This is a genomic window from Rhizobium sp. BK176 (genome assembly GCF_024808055.1).
In genome coordinates, this window is sequence record NZ_JANUBV010000023.1 from 66,163 (window position 1) to 84,556 (window position 18,394).

General features: G+C 59.3%; 18 protein-coding genes. 12 read left to right on the forward strand and 6 right to left on the reverse strand.

Translation table 11 applies throughout. The features are described 5' to 3' along the window. Window positions 1-35 precede the first annotated feature (35 nt). On the reverse strand, window positions 36-1,871 hold the full coding sequence (locus FHT76_RS35280) for an IlvD/Edd family dehydratase (protein ID WP_183758174.1): 1,836 nt from the start codon (window positions 1,869-1,871) through the stop codon (window positions 36-38). A gap of 116 nt (window positions 1,872-1,987) precedes the next feature. On the opposite strand from FHT76_RS35280, the gene FHT76_RS35285 reads away from it, so the two are divergent. Continuing rightward, complete coding sequence (locus FHT76_RS35285; protein ID WP_183758176.1) at window positions 1,988-2,896, forward strand: LysR family transcriptional regulator; 909 nt, start codon at window positions 1,988-1,990, stop codon at window positions 2,894-2,896. A 17-nt stretch (window positions 2,897-2,913) separates the two neighbouring features. On the opposite strand, the gene FHT76_RS35290 is transcribed toward FHT76_RS35285, so the two are convergent. Then, on the reverse strand, window positions 2,914-3,822 hold the full coding sequence (locus FHT76_RS35290; RefSeq protein WP_183758178.1) for a helix-turn-helix domain-containing protein: 909 nt from the start codon (window positions 3,820-3,822) through the stop codon (window positions 2,914-2,916). Between the two features lie 86 nt (window positions 3,823-3,908). Between FHT76_RS35290 and FHT76_RS35295 the strand changes: the two genes are divergently transcribed. The 6 genes from FHT76_RS35295 (at window position 3,909) to FHT76_RS35320 (ending at window position 10,587) form a co-directional block, all read left to right on the forward strand. Beyond that, entirely contained in the window at window positions 3,909-5,186 is a 1,278-nt protein-coding gene (locus FHT76_RS35295; protein ID WP_183758180.1) for an ABC transporter substrate-binding protein, read from the forward strand. A gap of 76 nt (window positions 5,187-5,262) precedes the next feature. Next, entirely contained in the window at window positions 5,263-6,123 is an 861-nt protein-coding gene (locus FHT76_RS35300) for a carbohydrate ABC transporter permease (RefSeq protein WP_183758182.1), read from the forward strand. Further along, window positions 6,120-6,956 (forward strand): carbohydrate ABC transporter permease, encoded by an 837-nt coding sequence (locus FHT76_RS35305; protein WP_183758184.1) that lies wholly within the window; start codon window positions 6,120-6,122, stop codon window positions 6,954-6,956. The genes FHT76_RS35300 and FHT76_RS35305 overlap by 4 nt, the downstream gene beginning before the upstream one ends. A gap of 14 nt (window positions 6,957-6,970) precedes the next feature. Beyond that, window positions 6,971-8,056 (forward strand): ABC transporter ATP-binding protein, encoded by a 1,086-nt coding sequence (locus FHT76_RS35310; protein ID WP_183758186.1) that lies wholly within the window; start codon window positions 6,971-6,973, stop codon window positions 8,054-8,056. 43 nt (window positions 8,057-8,099) lie between these two features. Then, window positions 8,100-10,103 carry an aldo/keto reductase gene (locus FHT76_RS35315; RefSeq protein ID WP_183758188.1) on the forward strand — a complete coding sequence of 668 codons (2,004 nt, stop codon included), beginning with the start codon at window positions 8,100-8,102 and terminating at the stop codon, window positions 10,101-10,103. 145 nt (window positions 10,104-10,248) lie between these two features. Further along, window positions 10,249-10,587 carry a DUF2147 domain-containing protein gene (locus tag FHT76_RS35320; protein ID WP_183758190.1) on the forward strand — a complete coding sequence of 113 codons (339 nt, stop codon included), beginning with the start codon at window positions 10,249-10,251 and terminating at the stop codon, window positions 10,585-10,587. Here FHT76_RS35320 and FHT76_RS35325 read toward each other — a convergent pair. Both FHT76_RS35325 and FHT76_RS35330 read right to left on the reverse strand, forming a co-directional pair. Next, on the reverse strand, window positions 10,582-10,914 hold the full coding sequence (locus tag FHT76_RS35325) for a hypothetical protein (RefSeq protein ID WP_183758192.1): 333 nt from the start codon (window positions 10,912-10,914) through the stop codon (window positions 10,582-10,584). The genes FHT76_RS35320 and FHT76_RS35325 overlap by 6 nt on opposite strands. Before the next feature lie 416 nt (window positions 10,915-11,330). Then, the gene (locus FHT76_RS35330) at window positions 11,331-11,639 is read right to left on the reverse strand and encodes a metalloregulator ArsR/SmtB family transcription factor (RefSeq protein ID WP_183758194.1); all 309 of its coding nucleotides are present in this window, start codon (window positions 11,637-11,639) and stop codon (window positions 11,331-11,333) included. Window positions 11,640-12,059: 420 nt separating this feature from the next. On the opposite strand from FHT76_RS35330, the gene FHT76_RS35335 reads away from it, so the two are divergent. From FHT76_RS35335 to FHT76_RS35355, 5 genes are all read left to right on the forward strand, one after another. Further along, window positions 12,060-13,022 carry a sugar-binding protein gene (locus FHT76_RS35335; protein WP_183758196.1) on the forward strand — a complete coding sequence of 321 codons (963 nt, stop codon included), beginning with the start codon at window positions 12,060-12,062 and terminating at the stop codon, window positions 13,020-13,022. A gap of 67 nt (window positions 13,023-13,089) precedes the next feature. Then, window positions 13,090-14,637, forward strand: a complete 1,548-nt coding sequence (locus FHT76_RS35340; protein ID WP_183758198.1) for a sugar ABC transporter ATP-binding protein — start codon at window positions 13,090-13,092, stop codon at window positions 14,635-14,637. Between the two features lie 39 nt (window positions 14,638-14,676). Next, window positions 14,677-15,702 (forward strand): ABC transporter permease, encoded by a 1,026-nt coding sequence (locus FHT76_RS35345; RefSeq protein WP_183758200.1) that lies wholly within the window; start codon window positions 14,677-14,679, stop codon window positions 15,700-15,702. Between the two features lie 212 nt (window positions 15,703-15,914). Continuing rightward, window positions 15,915-16,103: a DUF736 family protein gene (locus tag FHT76_RS35350; RefSeq protein WP_405049526.1), complete on the forward strand. Its 189-nt coding sequence runs from the start codon at window positions 15,915-15,917 to the stop codon at window positions 16,101-16,103. 569 nt (window positions 16,104-16,672) lie between these two features. After that, window positions 16,673-16,837 (forward strand): hypothetical protein, encoded by a 165-nt coding sequence (locus FHT76_RS35355; RefSeq protein ID WP_183758205.1) that lies wholly within the window; start codon window positions 16,673-16,675, stop codon window positions 16,835-16,837. 63 nt (window positions 16,838-16,900) lie between these two features. Here the strand turns inward: FHT76_RS35355 and FHT76_RS35360 are convergent, their stop codons facing one another. Together FHT76_RS35360 and FHT76_RS35365 are read right to left on the reverse strand one after the other, a co-directional pair. Continuing rightward, on the reverse strand, window positions 16,901-17,299 hold the full coding sequence (locus FHT76_RS35360) for a hypothetical protein (RefSeq protein ID WP_183758207.1): 399 nt from the start codon (window positions 17,297-17,299) through the stop codon (window positions 16,901-16,903). Beyond that, the gene (locus tag FHT76_RS35365) at window positions 17,296-18,006 is read right to left on the reverse strand and encodes a ParA family protein (RefSeq protein WP_259186343.1); all 711 of its coding nucleotides are present in this window, start codon (window positions 18,004-18,006) and stop codon (window positions 17,296-17,298) included. Before FHT76_RS35365 ends, FHT76_RS35360 begins: the two co-directional genes overlap by 4 nt. Window positions 18,007-18,394 lie beyond the last annotated feature (388 nt).

Sequence of the window (18,394 nt, forward strand, 5' to 3'; positions counted from 1 at the left end):
GCACCGCGCCCATTGTTCTCCAGCCCGCGCTTGGCCTAGTGGTTGTCGCGCGGAATGCCCTTGGTCTGGGCGATGCGCTGGTACTTCACCGCGGGCTCGAGAACGGCACCGGTTTCCATCTGGCCGACGTAGGTCCGCTGGATTTCCTGCCAGGGGGTCTGGCTCTCCGGATAGACATACCCGCCTGCTGCCTCGAGCGCCTTGCGTCGTTCCGCAAGCTCCTCGTCACTGATGAGGATGTCGGCGGTCCCCTTCTTCAGGTCGACGCGAACTTGGTCGCCGGTCTTCAGCAGCGCAAGCCCGCCGCCGGCTGCCGCTTCCGGCGAGGCGTTGAGAATGGATGGCGAACCTGATGTGCCGGACTGACGACCGTCACCGATGCAAGGCAGGGAACTGATACCCTGCTTCAGCAGGTAGTCGGGCGCGCGCATGTTGACGACCTCGGCGGCGCCGGGGTAGCCGATTGGGCCTGCGCCGCGCATGAAAAGGACCGTCGAGGCATCGATTGCCAGCGACGGATCGTCGATGCGATGGTGGTAGTCTTCCGGTCCGTCGAAAACGACCGCGCGACCGACAAAGGCTTCCGGATCGTTCGGGTTGGAGAGGTAGCGCTGGCGGAACTCGGGCGAGATCACACTCGTCTTCATGATGGCCGACGAGAAGAGGTTGCCGCGCAGGACCCGGAAGCCGGCGCGCTCCTTCAGCGGACGCTCGAACGGACGAATGACCTTGTCATCCTCGATCGTCGCTGTTGTGTAGTTTTCACCGACAGTCTTGCCGTTGACGGTCATCGCGCTGGTGTTGATCAGGTCATGCTTGATCAGCTCGCCCATGACGGCGGGAACACCACCGGCGTGATAGTAGTCCTCGCCGAGATATTCCCCCGCCGGCTGCAGGTTGACCAGCAGCGGGATTTCCTCGCCGTATGTCTGCCAATCATCGACCGTCAGTTCGACGCCGACGTGGCGGGCCAGCGCGTTGAGATGGATCGGCGCATTGGTGGAGCCGCCGATAGCAGAGTTGACGCGGATCGCGTTGATGAAAGCGTCCTTCGTCAGGATGTCGGAGGGCTTCAGATCCTCGCGAACCATCTCGACAATGCGCAGCCCACTTTCATAGGAAATTTCCTGTCGGTCGCGATAGGGCGCGGGAATGGCCGCTCCGCCCGGCAGTTGCATGCCAAGCGCTTCCGCGAGCGAGTTCATCGTGGTCGCCGTACCCATGGTGTTGCAGTAGCCAGTCGACGGCGCGGAGGATGCGACAAGCTTGACGAAACCCTGGTAGTCGATCTCGCCGCGCGCCATCATCTCGCGCGCCTTCCAGACGATCGTACCGGAGCCAGTGCGCTCGCCGCGGAACCAGCCATTCAGCATCGGGCCGACCGAGAGCGCGATCGCCGGAATGTTGACGGTTGCCGCGGCCATGAGACAGGCGGGCGTTGTCTTGTCGCAGCCGATGGTCAAAACGACGCCGTCCAGCGGGTAACCGTAGAGAACCTCAACGAGGCCGAGATAGGAAAGGTTACGGTCGAGACCCGCGGTCGGACGCTTGCCGGTTTCCTGGATCGGGTGGACCGGGAACTCGATGGCAATACCGCCAGCGTCACGAATACCTTCACGTACGCGCTTGGCGAGTTCAATGTGGTGACGGTTGCACGGCGACAGATCCGAACCGGTTTGTGCGATACCGATAATCGGCCTGCCCGATTGCAGTTCTTCCTGGCTGAGACCGAAGTTCATGTAACGCTCCAGGTAGAGCGCCGTCATGTCCGGGTTTGCGAGGTTGTCGAACCACGCCTTGGAACGAAGCTGGCGCGATCCGTCCTGCTCTTGAACTGCGTTCTGATTCGGGGAGGGGGTCTTCTCTGCCACGATAGATGTCCTTGCGTTGACGCGGTTGTTGTCATGCACTTAACTGATCGGTACACGAATGTATAATCAGTCTTTCGCATTTTGATATGCGAATTTCTTATATCGGGTGAGGCATTATGGGATTGGATGGTTTCAGACTGCGACACTTGAAGATGCTCGTGGCGCTCAGTGAGCACGGAAAACTCGGTGTGGTTGCTGAAATGTTTGGTGTCTCGCAACCGGCGCTTTCGAGAACCTTGAACGAGCTCGAGCAGATGTCCGGGCACCAGCTCTTCGAACGCCATAACCGGGGTCTGATCCCGACACTTCAAGGCGAGGTGATCGTGCGCCACGCCAAGATGCTGATCTCGGAAGCACAGCGCGCCGAGTACGAGATGGTGGTCGCCGCGGCCGGGCAGGGAGGTAGCGTTGCATTCGGCACGATCATGACACCCGCGGCCGACTATGTTGCCCCGGCCCTGCAGCGGATCTTCGACACCCATCCGACGATCGATATCAGCATCGCCGTCGGTAGCAGTGACGTCCTGCTCGAGGACGTCCTGAGCAGAAGGCTGGACTTTGCCGTCTGCCGCATTCCAAGTGGCATGAACCCACTCTGGTTCGATTATCTGCCTGTTGGTCAGGAAACCCTGCGCGTCATCGTGGCAGTTGATCACCCCATGTCCACCAAACCACTCGTAACCGAGGAAGACCTGAGGAACCAGAGCTGGGTGCTCCAGCCACACGGTTCGTTCCTTCGACAGGTCGTTGACGACTTCATACGCCGCCATGGCATCGTCCCGGCGAGCGTCGTTTCGACCGCCGATGCGCTGCTGACCATGCTTTTGATTCTGCAGAGCCAGCGGCTCGGCATTTTCGCCGAGCCTGTCGCGGCCCTGCTTCAACGCCACGGTCTCGTCAAGGCGCTGCATATCGAGGGGGACATATCCGTCCCCGGGTTCGGGCTCATCAAACTCAGGGACCGCGAGCTCTCCGCCTCCGCCGAGCTGCTCTACAATGTGTTTGCAACGACGCGGAGCCCATGAAAAAACGGCGTTGCAGCTCAAGGCGCATATTGCGTGACCATCCGCGCGTCCCGGCGGAAGTCGGACGGTGACATGCCGGCGATGTGGCGGAATGACTTGTTGAATGCACTGATCGAACCGAACCCGCTGTCCATCGCAACCTGCAGCACATTTGCCTCATCATTCATCAGCATCGCCTGGGCACGAGAGAGGCGCAGAAGGTTCACATACTTGTTGAGTGTCATGCCTGTTGTCTTCTTGAACAGGTTCATCGCGTATTTCGGATGAAGGTCAGCGGCGCGGGCGATGTCGACCGAATCGATTTCCTGCAGGAAGTTGACGGCGATGAAATCGCACATCCGCGCCACGCTGCGCGACGACTGCGGATAGCACTGCTCGATGTCGTCGGCATCCGTCGGCCCGAGTGTGGGAATCATGGTATAAGGTTCGAGTGCGATTCGCTCGACGCGCAACAGCATCTCATCGACGGCGTGCTGTGCCATGGCCGGATCACCCGACCGCGTGTAGCGCACCCAGCGCGGAAAGTTCTCCATGTCCGCCGCGTCGGTCGCCGAAGTAAACAGGATCTCGCCCTTCATCAGGCGGCTCGAGATGTTGAGCGGCAGGCGCATGCGGAAGAAATAGACGAGCGGCAGGTGCCCCCCTGCATAGATCGCATCCTCGGAGCAATCGTCCATCTGATGCGGTTGCCCGCCCCAAAACAGGCACATATCCCCAGCCGTCATCGAGATCTTCTGCCCATTGATGCGGTAGTGCACGCTGCCCCGCATGACATAATTGACTTCGACCTGCACATGCCAATGCGGCATCAGCATCACAGGTGGATGATTGTGAAACATCTGAAGGGCTGTCGGCAACCCTTCGATACTGCTCGCTCCCGGCTGGTAGACAGCCCGCCTTACGATCTTACTTTCCGCCAAATCCATGTTCCCTTTTTAGGAGACAGCGGCTCCCTTCCAGATAGTCTAGCCGCGTTCGCTAAGGGACGGCAATTGAAAAGGGAGGATTTTCAATGCGCTTCAAACTTATCGGTGCGACCGCTGCAGTCGCACTGCTTGCTTCCGGTTCTGCATTCGCGCAGCAGTCGGGCAATCTCACCATCTGGAGCTGGAACATCGCCGCATCGGCGCTGAAGTCCACGCTCGAGGGCTTCAACAAGCAGCATCCGGATATCAAGGTCACGGTCGAGGATCTCGGCAACCAGCAGGTCTTCGACAAGATGCTGGCGGCCTGCGCTGCCGGCGGCGAAGGGCTTCCCGACATCGTCAGCGTCGAGAATTTCGAAGCGGAAATCTTCTGGAGCCGCTTCCCCGACTGCTTTGCCAACCTCAAGGAACTCGGCTACACGCCTGAAATCCAGGCGAAGTTCCCTGACTTCAAGCGCACCGAGCTCGAGGTCGGCGATGTCGCCTATGCGATGCCGTGGGATTCCGGTCCAGTCGCGGTCTTTTATCGCCGCGACTTCTATGAAAAGGCAGGCGTTGATCCGTCGACGATCAAGACCTGGGACGACTTCATCGCCGCAGGCAAGAAGATCTCTGCCGCCAACCCGGGCGTCGTCATGGCGCAGGCCGACTTCAACGGTGACAGCGAATGGTTCCGCATGATCTCGAACGAGCAGGGCTGCGGCTACTTCTCGACCGATGGCCAGACGATCACGATCAATCAGCCGGCCTGCGTTGCAACGCTTGAAAAAGTCAAGCAGATGAAGGATGCCGGCACACTGACGGCCGCTATCTGGGACGAGAAGATCCAGGCCAATACAGCAGGAAAGGTCGCCAGCCAGATGTATGGCGGCTGGTACGAAGGCACAATCCGCTCCGGTTCGCCCGATCTCTCGGGCAAATGGGGCGTCTATACGATGCCGAGCCTGACGGCGGACGGCCCGCATGCGGCGAACCTCGGCGGTTCATCGCTCGCGATCGCTGCCAACTCCCAGAACAAGGAAGCAGCCTGGACCTACATCAACTATGCACTCGGCACCAATGAGGGCCAGGTCACGATGCTGAAATCATTCGGCCTTGTTCCGTCGCTTCTGACCGCCGTCCAGGATCCATTCGTCAACGAACCTCTGCCCTACTGGCATGACCAGAAGGTATGGGCAGACATCCTGTCGACCCTACCGAAGATTGTTCCAAGCCGCGGCACGGCGTTCCAGACGGATGCCGACTCGATCTACAGGGCGGCGCAGACCAAGTACTTCGCCGGTGGCTATCCCGACGCGAAAGCCGCGCTCGATGACGCGGCAAAACAGATCGCCACCGCCACAGGTCTTCCTCTTGCGAACTGAGTAATGGCGCCGGGCGTGACGACACGCCCGGCCTCCATCCCAAGGGATGGCTCGTCTCGTTTGTGAGGAGAATAGAATGCCGATCCGGAACCGGAACGCCTACGCTTTTCTTGCGCCCTATCTCCTGGTGTTTGCCACCTTCTGGATATGGCCGATCATCAGTTCATTTCTGACGTCGTTTCAGAACACCCGCGTCAATCCATGGAAATTCAGTCTTTCCATTAACTGGGGTCGTCTCATTGGCGATCCGGCCTTTTACAACGCGCTCTACAACACGCTGATCATCCTGGTCATCCAGGTTCCTGTCATGATCGCCATCGCAACTGGCATGGCAGTGCTCTTGAACTCACCGCTTTTGAAGGCGCGACCGCTGTTTCGCTTTGCCTTCTTCGCGCCCGTCGTCGTTGGCGAAGTAGCCTATTCAGCCGTCTTCCGGCTGATGTTCAGCTTCGACTTCGGGATCGTCAACAAGATCATCACTCTCGTCGGTCTTCCCGCCGTTTCCTGGTTCGATAATGCCAACGCCGCCATGACACTGATCATCATCGCCGTGACATGGCGCTGGGCGGGCTATAACGCGATCATTATTCTCGCCGGCTTGCAATCCATTCCAGACGACGTCTACGAGGCGGCAACGCTGGACCGTGTCAGTAAGACCCAGCAGTTCTTCCACATCACCCTGCCGCTCCTGAAACCGATCATCCTTTTCTGTGTCATCCTGTCGGTCATCGGCACGATGCAGCTGTTCACGGAGCCGTTCCTCATCACCAATCGCGGTGGCCCGGGGGGTGGAACGGAAACGCTTGGTCTTCTCCTTTATCGCGAAGGCTTCCGCTCGCTGAATTTCGGCTACGCTTCGGCTGTCGCCTACACGATGGCTGCGCTGGCAGTCGCAATCTCGCTCCTCAACCTCTGGATCGGAAGGGAGCCAAAGTGAGATCGAAGTCTCAATCGCTGCTGCTCCGGCAGATTGCCCTCCACGCTGCCCTGACGCCGCTTGCCATCATCTGGCTATTTCCGTTGTGGATGATGTTCGTCTTCTCGACGATGTCGGACTTCGGCATCTTCAGCCCGGAGATCGTGCTCTTGCCCTCGACCAATTTTGTCGAGAACTTCAAGAACCTGCAGGCTGATACCAACTTCATCCGCGCGATGTTCATCTCCATCGGTGTTGCCGCAATCTATACGTTCCTATCGGTACTGCTCACCTCGATGGCAGGCTGGGCGCTGGCCCGCTACCGCTTCGTCGGACGTTCGATCGTCATCGGCATCATTCTGGGCACCATCACGCTGCCGTTTGCCGTCGTCGTCATCCCGCAATTCATCATGGTGGCTCGCGAGTTCAAGCTGGCCAACACCTGGATCGCGTTGATCGTGCCGCCGCTCTTTAACTCGCTCGGCGTGCTGTTCATGCGCCAGGCCTTCTCGATGATGCCCGGCGAATTGTTCGATGCTGCCCGTGTCGAAGGCGTCAAGGAATGGCAGATCTTTCTCCGGATCGCATTGCCGCTCGCCAGGCCGACGATGGCTGCGCTCGCCATCATCCTCTTCTTGCATTCCTGGAACAACTACCTCTGGCCGCTGCTCATCAACTCCAAACCGGGGATGATGACAGCACCAGTGGCGCTCGGAACGCTGATCGGCCTGACCAAGGTCTCCTGGGGCGGGATCATGGCTGGCGCCATGTTGCTGACAGCGCCGATCCTAGTCGTCTTCGTGTTCCTGCAGCGCCACTTCATCGCCGGCATTGCGGCCGGCGCAGTCAAATAATCGGGAAACGCCTGATGTCTGAACTTTCGTTGAAAAATGTCGTGAAGCGCTTCGGCGCGCTGGAAATCATCCATGGCGCCAATCTTGAGGTAAAGGACGGCGAGTTTGTCGTCTTCGTCGGCCCATCTGGTTGCGGGAAATCGACACTGCTTCGCATGATCGCTGGCCTCGAGGACATATCGGCTGGCGAGATCAATATCGGCGGCAAGGTCGTCAATGACGTGGAGCCGGCCGACCGCGGCATTGCGATGGTTTTCCAATCCTATGCGCTTTACCCACATATGACGGTGGAGGAAAACCTGAGCTTCGGGCTGCGCATGAACGGCAACCCGAAGGCGGATACCGAAAAACGGGTCAAACACGCTGCGAACATCCTGCAGATCAACGAACTGATGCAACGGCGGCCAAAACAGCTATCGGGCGGCCAACGCCAGCGCGTTGCGATCGGCCGGGCCATCGTGCGCGAGCCACAAGTGTTCCTCTTCGACGAGCCGTTGTCGAACCTCGACGCCGAGCTACGCGTGCAGATGCGCGTCGAGATCTCCCGCCTTCACAAGCAGCTCGGCACGACGATGATCTATGTGACGCATGACCAGACGGAGGCGATGACCCTTGCCGACAAGATCGTCGTCCTGCGCGCCGGCAACATCGAACAGGTCGGCGCACCACTCGACCTCTATGACGACCCCGCCAACCAGTTCGTGGCGGGCTTCGTCGGCTCACCCAAAATGAACTTCTTGAAAGCCGAGATTCTGGAGCGGAACGCTGCAGGCGCGACGGTTGCCCTTGCTGGCGACAGAAACGTTCGGCTGACCATGCCGGTAACAAGTGCACTGGAATCCGGTGCGTCGGTAACGCTCGGCGTACGGCCGGAACACTTCGTTGACGCAGGGCAGGGCAATGCGGATCTCACCGTCACCATCGACGTCGCAGAACACCTTGGCAACACCAGTTACATCTACGCGACCACGGCGGCGGGCGAACAGATGATCATCGAGCGACCCGAATCTCGCGCCGCTGGCAATCGAGACACCCTGACGGTCGGTCTCAGCGCCAAGCACAGCTTCCTGTTCGACAGCGCCGGCAACCGCCTCCGCTGACTCCGAATTCATCCCAAGACTATGCAATGAAGAAGGAATTCCCATGAGCACAGACCAACCGATCCGCTGGGGCATCATCGGCCCAGGCACCATCGCGCGCACGTTTGCGGACGGCATTGCGCATTCGCGCACAGGAAAGCTCGTCGCCATCGCCACCCGCACCCCGGAAAAGCCCGGGCTTGGCGAAAACTTCCCCGGCGCCCGCATCGTCAAGGGCTACGACGCGCTGCTGACGGATCCGGAAATCGACGCGATCTATATCGCCACACCTCATACTGGCCATGCCGAATGGGCGATCAAGGCGATCCGATCAGGCAAGCATGTCCTCGTGGAAAAGCCGATTGCGCTTTCCGCATTCGACGCCGACGCAATTTATCACGAAGCGAAGAAAGCCGGCGTCTTTGCAGGCGAGGCCTTCATGTATCGCGTCCACCCGCAGACGGCCAAGATTGTCGAATTGGTCAAGAGCGGTGTCATCGGCACTGTGCGGATCATTCGCTCGAGCTTCGGCTTTAACATGGGCACGTTCAGACCCGAGCATCGGCTCTTTGCCAACGAGACGGCCGGCGGCGGCATTCTCGATGTCGGCGGCTACCCGGTCTCCATGGCGCGATTGATCGCTGGTGCAGCCGAAGGTAAAGCGTTCCTCGAGCCCGAAAAAGTCTCCGGCGTCGGCCACCTTGGCCAGTCCGGGGTCGATGAATGGGCCTCGGCCGTCCTGAAATTTCCAAACGGTATCATCGCCGAGGTGTCATGCTCGATCATGGCCCAGCAGGACAATACCCTGCGCATCATCGGGTCGGAAGGACGCATCGAGGTCAAGGACTTCTGGTTTGCCTCAGGGCATAAGGGTGGCATCGGCAACATAGACGTCATCAAGGGCAACGAGCTGCAGACCATCGAAGTCAAGGAGGATCGTTGGCTTTATTCCTTCGAGGTCGACGCAGCCGGCGATGCCATCCGCGCCGGTGAGACGGAATTCCGCTCTCCGGGCATGGGTTGGGCCGACTCGGTCGGCAATCTGCGCGTCCTCGACCAATGGCGTTCCTCCATTGGCCTGGAATATGCGATCGAGCGGGCAGATCGCCGGAAGACGAACCTTGCGGGGGCACCCGTGCGACCAGGCAATGCCGTCCCGCGCCGCCAGATCCCTGGCCTCGCAAAACCTGCGTCGGTCGTGACTCTCGGCTTCGAATTCTTCCCGAACTTCGCCGCCGCGTCGCTGACCCTTGATGCGTTCTACGAGGCAGGAGGCAACGTGTTCGACACGGCCTTCGTCTACGGCGGTGGCAAGACGGAAAGCATCTTCGGAGACTGGCATACCAGCCGGCAGGTCCCGCGCGAGGAGATCGTGCTGATCGGCAAGGGCGCCCATTCTCCGCTCTGCTATCCCGATATCATCGCCAAGCAGCTCGACCAGTCGCTGAACCGGCTCAAGACCGACTACGTCGACATCTATTTCATGCATCGGGACAATGTCGACGTTCCGGTCGGAGAGTTTGTTGATGCGATGGATGCCGAGGTGCGCCGAGGCCGTATTCGTGGCCTGTTCGGCGGTTCGAATTGGACGCGCGAGCGTATGGATGAAGCAGCAGCCTATGCTGCCAGGACCGGCAAGACGGCGCCGGCTGCGCTCTCGAACAACTTCTCGCTCGCAGAAATGCTCGACCCGATCTGGGCTGGATGCGTGGCAGCCTCCGACGACGACTGGAAGACGTGGCTCAAGCAGAAGCAGATACCGAATTTCGCCTGGTCCAGCCAGGGACGCGGCTTCTTCACCGACCGTGCCGGACGTGACAAGCATGACGACGAGGAGATCGTGCGGTGCTGGTACTCGGACCGGAATTTCGAACGCCGCGACAGGGCCATAGAGCTGGCAATCAGGCTGGGCCGCAGCCCGATCCACATCGCGCTTGCCTATGTGATCGCGCAGCCTTTTCCGGTCATTCCGCTGATCGGGCCACGGACCATCGCCGAGCTTGAGGACAGCCTCTCGGCGCTCGACATCAAGCTTACCCCCGAACAGGTAAAGTGGCTGGAAGCGTAAGTGAAGGATGGTCGGCCCGGGACCCTGTCCCGGGCAGATGGAGACACCAGGCCAAGGAACGCTGGAGCAGAGCGCCCTGAAAGCGTATACTCCACCGCCTTAGGCCGGAAGCGGCCCTAGCTGGTCATCAGAGAGGGAGCGAACCATGAAACGGCTGGGTTTGATCACGGCGTCGCTGACGCTTGTGGCCTCCAGTGTTTTGGCTCAAGAGCCTGTCGTCGGAACCTGGAAGACACAAGTCGGTACCACCGCCGCCATTGACGAATGCGCCCAAGGTTACTGCATCACGATGAAAACCGGAAACAACGCTGGCAAGCGGATCGGGTCCTTCCGCGGCAGTAACGGCAACTTCACCGGAAGCATTGTCGAGCCCGAGAGTCGGAAAACCTTCAACGGCGTGCTGACGCAAACCGGGGATACGGTGCATATGCGAGGTTGCACCTTAAAGGTGATCTGCGTCTCCCTCATCTGGACACGGCTATGACAGGCGACGCGACAACGCCCTCGTGTCTTTCATGGCGCCGATGACCTGGCGGTATTCTTCCGCAATGGATATTGCCGCCCTTGCCACCACGGGATTGACCGTCTTGCGGTCGATCGCGTCCGAGCAGGCTTCGAAAACGCCCCGCAACTCCCGCTCGATCCATGAGAGTTCCGGATAATGCTTCACCAGCACCTGTGGAAGAAGTTTTGCCTTGGCTCTCATTGACTTCGAGCGATCAATGGTGGCCGGGCCTGCATCGGTAATATCCAGAATTGCTGCTTCAAGCTTTCCAGTGGCGCTGACGATATCGGTAATCAAAGGGGTCATTTTTCCCTCCTGACATTACACCTGATTTCGCCATGCATTCTTCGTGCCAACCGGCTCTCAAAGGGCTCCGGAGACGTCTGGAAAGCCCATTACGGGTTTCCGGTAGTCGAAATGTGCGATGTTGCGCCTGCCGGAAAACGGTCGGCATTATCCCAAATGCGCATGCCGCCTGTTTTATAGGCGCGATCGCGAAGGTGATGAAGATTGATGCAGTTGCGCCATCGCAGATGCAGCGAGGCGTCCATCGTGCCGTCCGGTGACCTGATGCCGGTGCCTTGCTGCAAGGATCAAAAGGAAGACCAGGGACCTGATTGGACCAACAAGACAACGGAACAAAACCGACCTCGAGACACAGGATCGGGACGACCGACAAACCGGCAGGCGCGCGGCCGGCCAGTCGGGACGCCCTGGACTACCTATTCGTCACGAGAAGGAAACATGCCTGAGAGCACATAAAGCAGGTCGATCGTCTCGGAATGCAGAACCCGGTAGTAGACCTGGCGTCCCGTCCGTCGTTCCGTAACGATGCCTCCCGATCGCAGCTTCGCCAATTGCTGAGATACTGCAGCCTGAGGCATGTCGAGCGCGTCCTGCAATTCCCCAACGCTGCGCTCTCCGCCTGCGAGCGCGCACAGGATTCGCATTCTCGTCTGATGGGACATGTGTCTCAGGAACTGGACTGCCTCGTGGATACTAAAGCAGTCGACTATGGCTTGATCTGACATCCTCGATCCGTCGTCTTAAAGCGCGCTTGGCGCGGCTTTGGAATTCAGCAATTGGCGCGCCCGCGAGCATTTGCAAACGGCAGCGACGGAATGCCACAGAGAGGTGACAGAGCGAATCCTCGGTGGTCCTCGGCAGACAAGGAAACGGGCGGCGGGAAGCACAATTGGCGGATTTGGAGGCAGCGACGACCATTTTGGACAGGTCGGGCGGTGGGCTGTACGAACGCTTTGATCGCTTTGAAGAAATCTGAAAATCCAATTAATATTACTATTTACTAATCAAGAAACTCGTATACCGTCAGCAAGGACGACCGGAACGATGCATTGGTCGCGCTCGCGACGCCTTGGAGGAGGCGCATGCATCCGGCCGCCAGTCGCAAAACGGGCACACGCACCGGTGGCCCCCTCGGGAGGTGTACTATGAAGCCTATGAAGACTAATGCTGCCCTGTTCATTGCAGGACTGATGCTGAGCGTCGCGTCGGTCACGTCATCCCATGCTGCCGACAAGCCTACGCTTGCCTTCGTGGTCAACGGCGCCTCCGATTTCTGGAAGGCAGCCGAGGCAGGCGTCAAGAAGGCGCAGGCGGAAATGCCTGATTACACGATGGAACTGAAATATCCTGAGCAGGCATCCGTTGCCGTGCAGCAGCGCCTGATGGACGATCTTGTCAGTGCGGGCGTCAAGGGGATCATGGTTTCTGCCGTGGATCCAAAGACCTCGACTGATGGGCTGAACAAGATCGGCTCGCAGACCGCGCTGTTCACCACAGACAGCGACGCACCGCAAACCAATCGCGTTGCCTATATCGGCTCTTCCAATATCGACGCCGGCAAGCAGGCGGCCGAGATTGCCAAGAAGGCGATGCCGGACGGCGGCAAGTGCATCGGTTTCGTGGGCCTTCTTGGAGCTGACAACGCCAAGGAGCGCATCCAGGGCATGAAGGACGGCTTGAAAGGAACAAAGATTGAGCTGACCGACGTGCGCGGTGACGATATCGATCAAACCCGCGCAAAGAAGAATGTCGAGGATGCTCTTGTTGCGAGCCCCGACGTCACCTGCATGGTCGGCTTCTACTCGTATAACACGCCTAGGATTTACGAGGCCCTGCGTGATGCGGGCAAACTTGGCCAGATCACTGTCGTTGGCTTTGACGACGACCCGATCACACTTGGGGGCGTCAAGGAAGGTACGGTCGCCGCGACTGTCGTGCAGCAGCCGTTCGAGTGGGCCTACCAAGGCATGAAGCTGATGGCCTCCTACCTCAAGGGCGACAAGTCAGGGATACCGGAGAACAAGCTCATCATCATTCCGACCGTGATCGTCGGGAAGGACGACGTCGATGCTTATGCCGCTAACCTGAAGGCCATGGCAGGAAAGTAGATCTCCTTCGCGGCAGCGATGCGAAATCGCTGCCGCGAACGATGTCCCAAGCCAGTGGCATAGCAGCATGGACCGGTCCGCAAACAACCACGACATACCACCACCACTTCCGGAGAAGCCGTTTCTCACCCTTTCCGGCATCGGAAAAACCTATCCGGGTGTGGTCGCTCTCGACGGACTGTCGATCGACATTTTCCCCGGCGAGGTCATCGGCCTCGTCGGCGAGAACGGTGCGGGGAAGTCGACCCTGATGAAGATCCTCGGGGGTGTGATCGCACCCGATCGGGGTACAATGCTGCTCGACGGGGTCGAACGGCATTCGCTCAGCGTCGAAACGAGCATTGCCTCGGGCATCGCCTTCGTGCATCAGGAACTCAATCTGTTCGAGAATCTCGACGTCGCTGCCAATGTCTTCCTCGGTCGTGAACCACTCAAGGCAGGTCCCTTCAGGCTCGTTGACCGGAACCGGTTGAGGGACATGGTCAAGCCGCTTCTGAAGCGGGTAGGGGCGCATTTCACGCCCGATACACCGGTCGCTTCCCTTTCACTTGCCGAACAGCAGATGGTCGAGATTGCCAAGGCGCTCTCCATCAACGCCAGACTTGTTATTTTCGACGAACCGACCTCGAGCCTCCCTCTGGCCGAAACCGAGCGTCTCTTGAGCATTATTAATCTGCTCAAGGCGGATGGCATCAGCGTCATCTTCATTTCGCACCGACTTCACGAAGTCGAGCGCGTCGCTGACCGGGTGATCGTGCTGCGCGATGGCATGCTGGTCGGCACACTTGCCAGAGCAGATATTGGTCATGACCAGATGGTCAAGCTGATGATCGGCCGCGTCCTGGCGGCACGAACGGCAAAGCCAAGGCGATCGCCTGGCTCGGTCGCGTTAAAGGCAAGCATGGTTCGGACTGGCGCCTATCCTGGCCGGCCCGTCGATCTCGAAATACGCTACGGCGAAATTCTCGGGCTTGCAGGGCTCGTCGGATCGGGCCGCACCGAACTGGCGCGAGTGCTATTCGGCATTGACCGAAGCTATGGCGGAGCGGTCTTGCAGGATGACAAGCAAATCGCCATCAACAGCGCGCGAGACGCCGTTGAAAACGGTATCTTCCTGGTGCCCGAGGATCGCAAACGCAACGGGATCCTTCTCGACCTCCCGATCGCAGCAAACATAACGCTCGCCAATCTCCCCGCCCTTGCCACGAACTTCATGGTTTCCACCGACCGAGAAAGGACCGCGGCCGAAAAGCAGCGTGCCCGCCTCGGCATCAAGGCGCCCTCCGTTTCGGCGCGGACAGGCACTCTGTCCGGCGGCAACCAGCAGAAGGTTGTTCTCGCCAAATGGCTGTCGATGAGCCCGAAGGTCATGATTTTTGACGAGCCTACACGCGGCATCGATATTGGCGCCAAGAACGAAATCTATGGCCTGATGCGAGCACTTGCGGACACCGGCGTCGCGATCCTGATGATATCGAGCGACATGGAAGAGGTGATCGGCGTCTCCGACCGGATCGCCGTCATGCACGAGGGCCAGATCGCCGGCATACTGGACGATCAGGAGATAAGCCAGGAAAGCGTGCTTTTGCTTGCCGTCGGCAAACGGCTAAAATAGGGCCGCGACCTACGGAACAGGCATCGGAACGGAAACGCGATGACAAAAAAAGACCTCGGACTTCTGCTGCTGATCATCGTCGTGGGCATCGTCGTCGCGATCATAAATCCACGCTTCCTGCTACCCATCAATCTTGCGAATACATCAAATCTCATCGGGCTTTTCGGCATCCTGTCGATTGGTCAGGCCTTCGTGATCATCACCGGCGGCATCGAACTCTCCGTGGGGTCGCTGGTGGCGCTCCTCGGTGTGCTGTTCATCGATTTCATCGCTGTACAGGACATGTCCCCGACCCTCGCCCTTCCGCTCATCCTGGCGCTCGGGGCAGTCATCGGGGCGATTCATGGCTGGCTCATCACCCGGTTGAACCTGCAGCCCTTCGTCGTCACACTCTGCGGTCTTCTGATCTACCGCGGTGCCGCGCGCTTCTACACCGCCGACGGAACAGCGGGATTTGCGTTCGGCCAGAATTTCCCTGAACTTGAATTCCTCACGGCCGGTCGGTTCTACGGCGTGCCAAACACCTTCATTGCGCTTGTCGTCATCGCCGTTGTGATGTGGGTGGTGCTACACCGGTCGGTGTTTGGTCGTTACCTCTATGCAATCGGGAAAAACGAGGAAGCTGCCCGCTACTCCGGCATCCGGACCGGCCGGATGATCATGGCGGCCTACGTCATCTGCGGTTTGCTCACCGCCCTGTCCGCCATCTACTTCGCCATGTACACGCGCTCGATCTCACCGGCCAGCCATGGTCAATTCTATGAACTCTATGCGATCGCAGCGGCGGTGCTAGGTGGTTTTTCACTCCGTGGCGGCGAGGGATCCATCATTGGGGTAGTGCTCGGCACGATCCTCCTCCAGGAATTGCAAAACCTGGTGAACCTCCTCGGCATCCCGTCGTCATTGAATTTTGCCGTCATGGGCGGGGTCATCCTGATTGGTGTCCTGATCGACCAGCAATGGCACGCCATTCGCGCGCAACGTCGTCTTGTCTCGGCAGCCAAGCAAACCGAAACCCGCGTACAGGCAGAAGCAAAGACCACAGCCATAGCCAGTCAGGAGTGAGCGCGAGCCACTGACGCCACTGAGTTTCATAAATCTGAAACGACCGGGCATGACACCGAAAATGGTGCGCAACGCTGTCTTCTGCTAGCGGCAAGAAGTGCGGGTTTGTGGGCTGAGGATCGATACACCGTTAGGATGCGCTGTAGCGCCTGTCCATCAACTGCCGGCCTTCAAGGACGTCGTCAATCTCGTCATACCGCACGCTGAAGACAATTCGTCAGGCTTCGCGGCACGTCGGTTTTGTCCAATCTGGCTCCAGGCAAAGCGCCACGCCGACCTGCGACTACATCTCGGTCAAGCTCGATGACCCCTCGTTTGCAGCACCGATCTACGCGACGCTGGCCGAAGTCCAGGGCCAGGAAGGACTGCAGCTCATCTGGTCGCGCAGCGCCCGCAGATAGGCCACGCAATGAGGCCCCGCCCAGATCCGGGCGGGGCTTTCGCCCGTCACTTGTTGAGCGCGCCGCTCAGCGCATTGCCGCCATGAACGTCGCTCTCCTGGCGGCGGCGATCTTGCTCGTCGCATCGCGCCGATTGGCTGCCTGGTGCTTTGCCGTTGCCATCACAAACTCTGGAAGCGTCTTTTCCCTCACAACGGCTTCGTTGATTTGCCTCACACTGCTTTGATCACTGTCATGCCCAACGCATGCGGATGGCCATCCCAACCCTAGCCTTGCCGCGGCAGCGGCGGCATCTCGTCACGGCAGCACTCTTGGCACCCGGACGCAAGGGAAAAACTGGTGCCACACGAGAGCTAAAACTGTCAGCTCAGACCGGGCCAGTGTGCCGGGTGGGTAAAGCCAGCTCAAGGCCGCACGGCCCCTCCGATTTTCTCTCCGCTTCGCTGCACTACGCTGCGACAAAACTGGTTCCTCCGCACGCCGGCTCTGCCGGTCGCATGCGCGCCTTGACCTGGCTCTCCCCGCCCTGCCTGCCGCCGTCATCTGTCACATCAGTCACGGAGACGACGATGACCATCGACCAGCACATCGAAGAACTGCGCGCCGAGGCCCGCAATGCCGAAACGCTTCTGGAGCGCAAGGCGATCGAAGCCGAACTCCAACTGGCGCTTGCCGAACGCGAAGTCATCTGGGCCGAACTCGACGGCCGCATCGAGCCGGAGCCGCCGTTCTGAGGCGGCTTTGCCCGTTGCAGATCGAAGCGCGCCGGATCGACCGGCAGCCTTCGATGCTGTCTCTCAATAGCCATTGTCTTGCAGATAGATGTCGATTGCCGCCTGCAGGATCACGGTCATCTTCACGTCGTTCTCATGGGCCGCCCGCATCAACCTCTCCTTCACCGCCTGCTCCAGCGGCACGTTGACGTAGAAGCGGACTGCCCGGTCCTTTGCCCGCTTCAGGTTCTTCAGCCGCCGTGCAGCCTCCTGCTGTTCGCTGCCACGTTTTGCAGCCCGGCCGCGCCGCTCCTCTTCGGATAGACGCGGCAATGTTGCGGCAGCCTTCGGCGTTCCTGGTGGTGCACCGTCATTCCCGGTCGATCCGGAGCTTTTATTGGTGTCCGACAAAGTCATGCCGCTGTCGCACCTGCGACGCGGTGCAAGCGAGAACTGCTCAATGTCGATTGTGTCCTTGCTCACGCTGCCACCTCATCTGATGCCGCCACCCGCCGCAGCTCGATCTCCTCAACCAGGGCCTTTACCTCAAGGCGCGCCTTGCGCACGCTTTCGGTCAGTTCCTGCATCTGCAGCGTGCCAAGACCGTTCTGGATGTCACGGTAGACGTTGCGCTCGAACAGCTCCGTCTGCAGCAGCATGGTCTGATAGTTCGCCTCGATGAGGCCAGCGACGAAAGGACGAATGAAGCGGTAGGCTGCAAGGCTTCGGCCAGGCAGGGTAATTCGGGTGCGAACGTTCATGTGGATGACAGACAGCCCATAGCGGTCGTTGATGTCATTGACCTCGGCGACCGTCTGCCCTGCTGCCTCGATCTCCTTGATGCCTGGCTGGACCGGCGACAACACCACGTCGGAGGATCGGATGATTGTCGTCTGCAGCACACTGTCGACCCCTGCGGCGTCAACCAGGATCACATCAACGGCATCGCGGTATCGATCTATGGTCTCAGCAACCGCCTTGTGGGTGGCCGCGATGGTAACCTCGATATTGCCAGGAACGTTGCCTTTGGCGTGACACAGCTTCCACCAGCCGGCGAGATTCTGGCGGCCATCGGCATCGACCATCAGGACACGCTGCCCGTCAAGCGCATACTCCCCGGCCAGAAGTGTCGCCAAGGTCGTCTTCCCAGCGCCACCCTTGTTGCTTACCACTGCATAAATCAGGGACATCGTCAGCTCCGCCAGATATCGCAGAATATGAACCATTATAGTTCGTCTTTGCGTTTCGTCCAGCCTGTCGTTTTTGACCCTGCGATGTGGACAATCTGCCCCATCGTGGGCACCCACCGATCGGGCATGGCTCACGACGGTAAGATGTGGACACTTGTCCACAGAATGTGAAAGCAGGCTATGCCTATGTCATAGCGTAATACTTTCTTGCTACATCGAACTATCGTGTGTTCACACGACATGGTGGCGTGATGGCGAGATAAGACTTTTCCCAATACGCCGGCTCGCCTCCACGCTCTGGGTATGCATCCAGTGACGGGTTGCAAATGCGAACCGAAACAGTCTATATTGGTTTGGCAGGATACGCAAATTTGTGATACAAATTTGC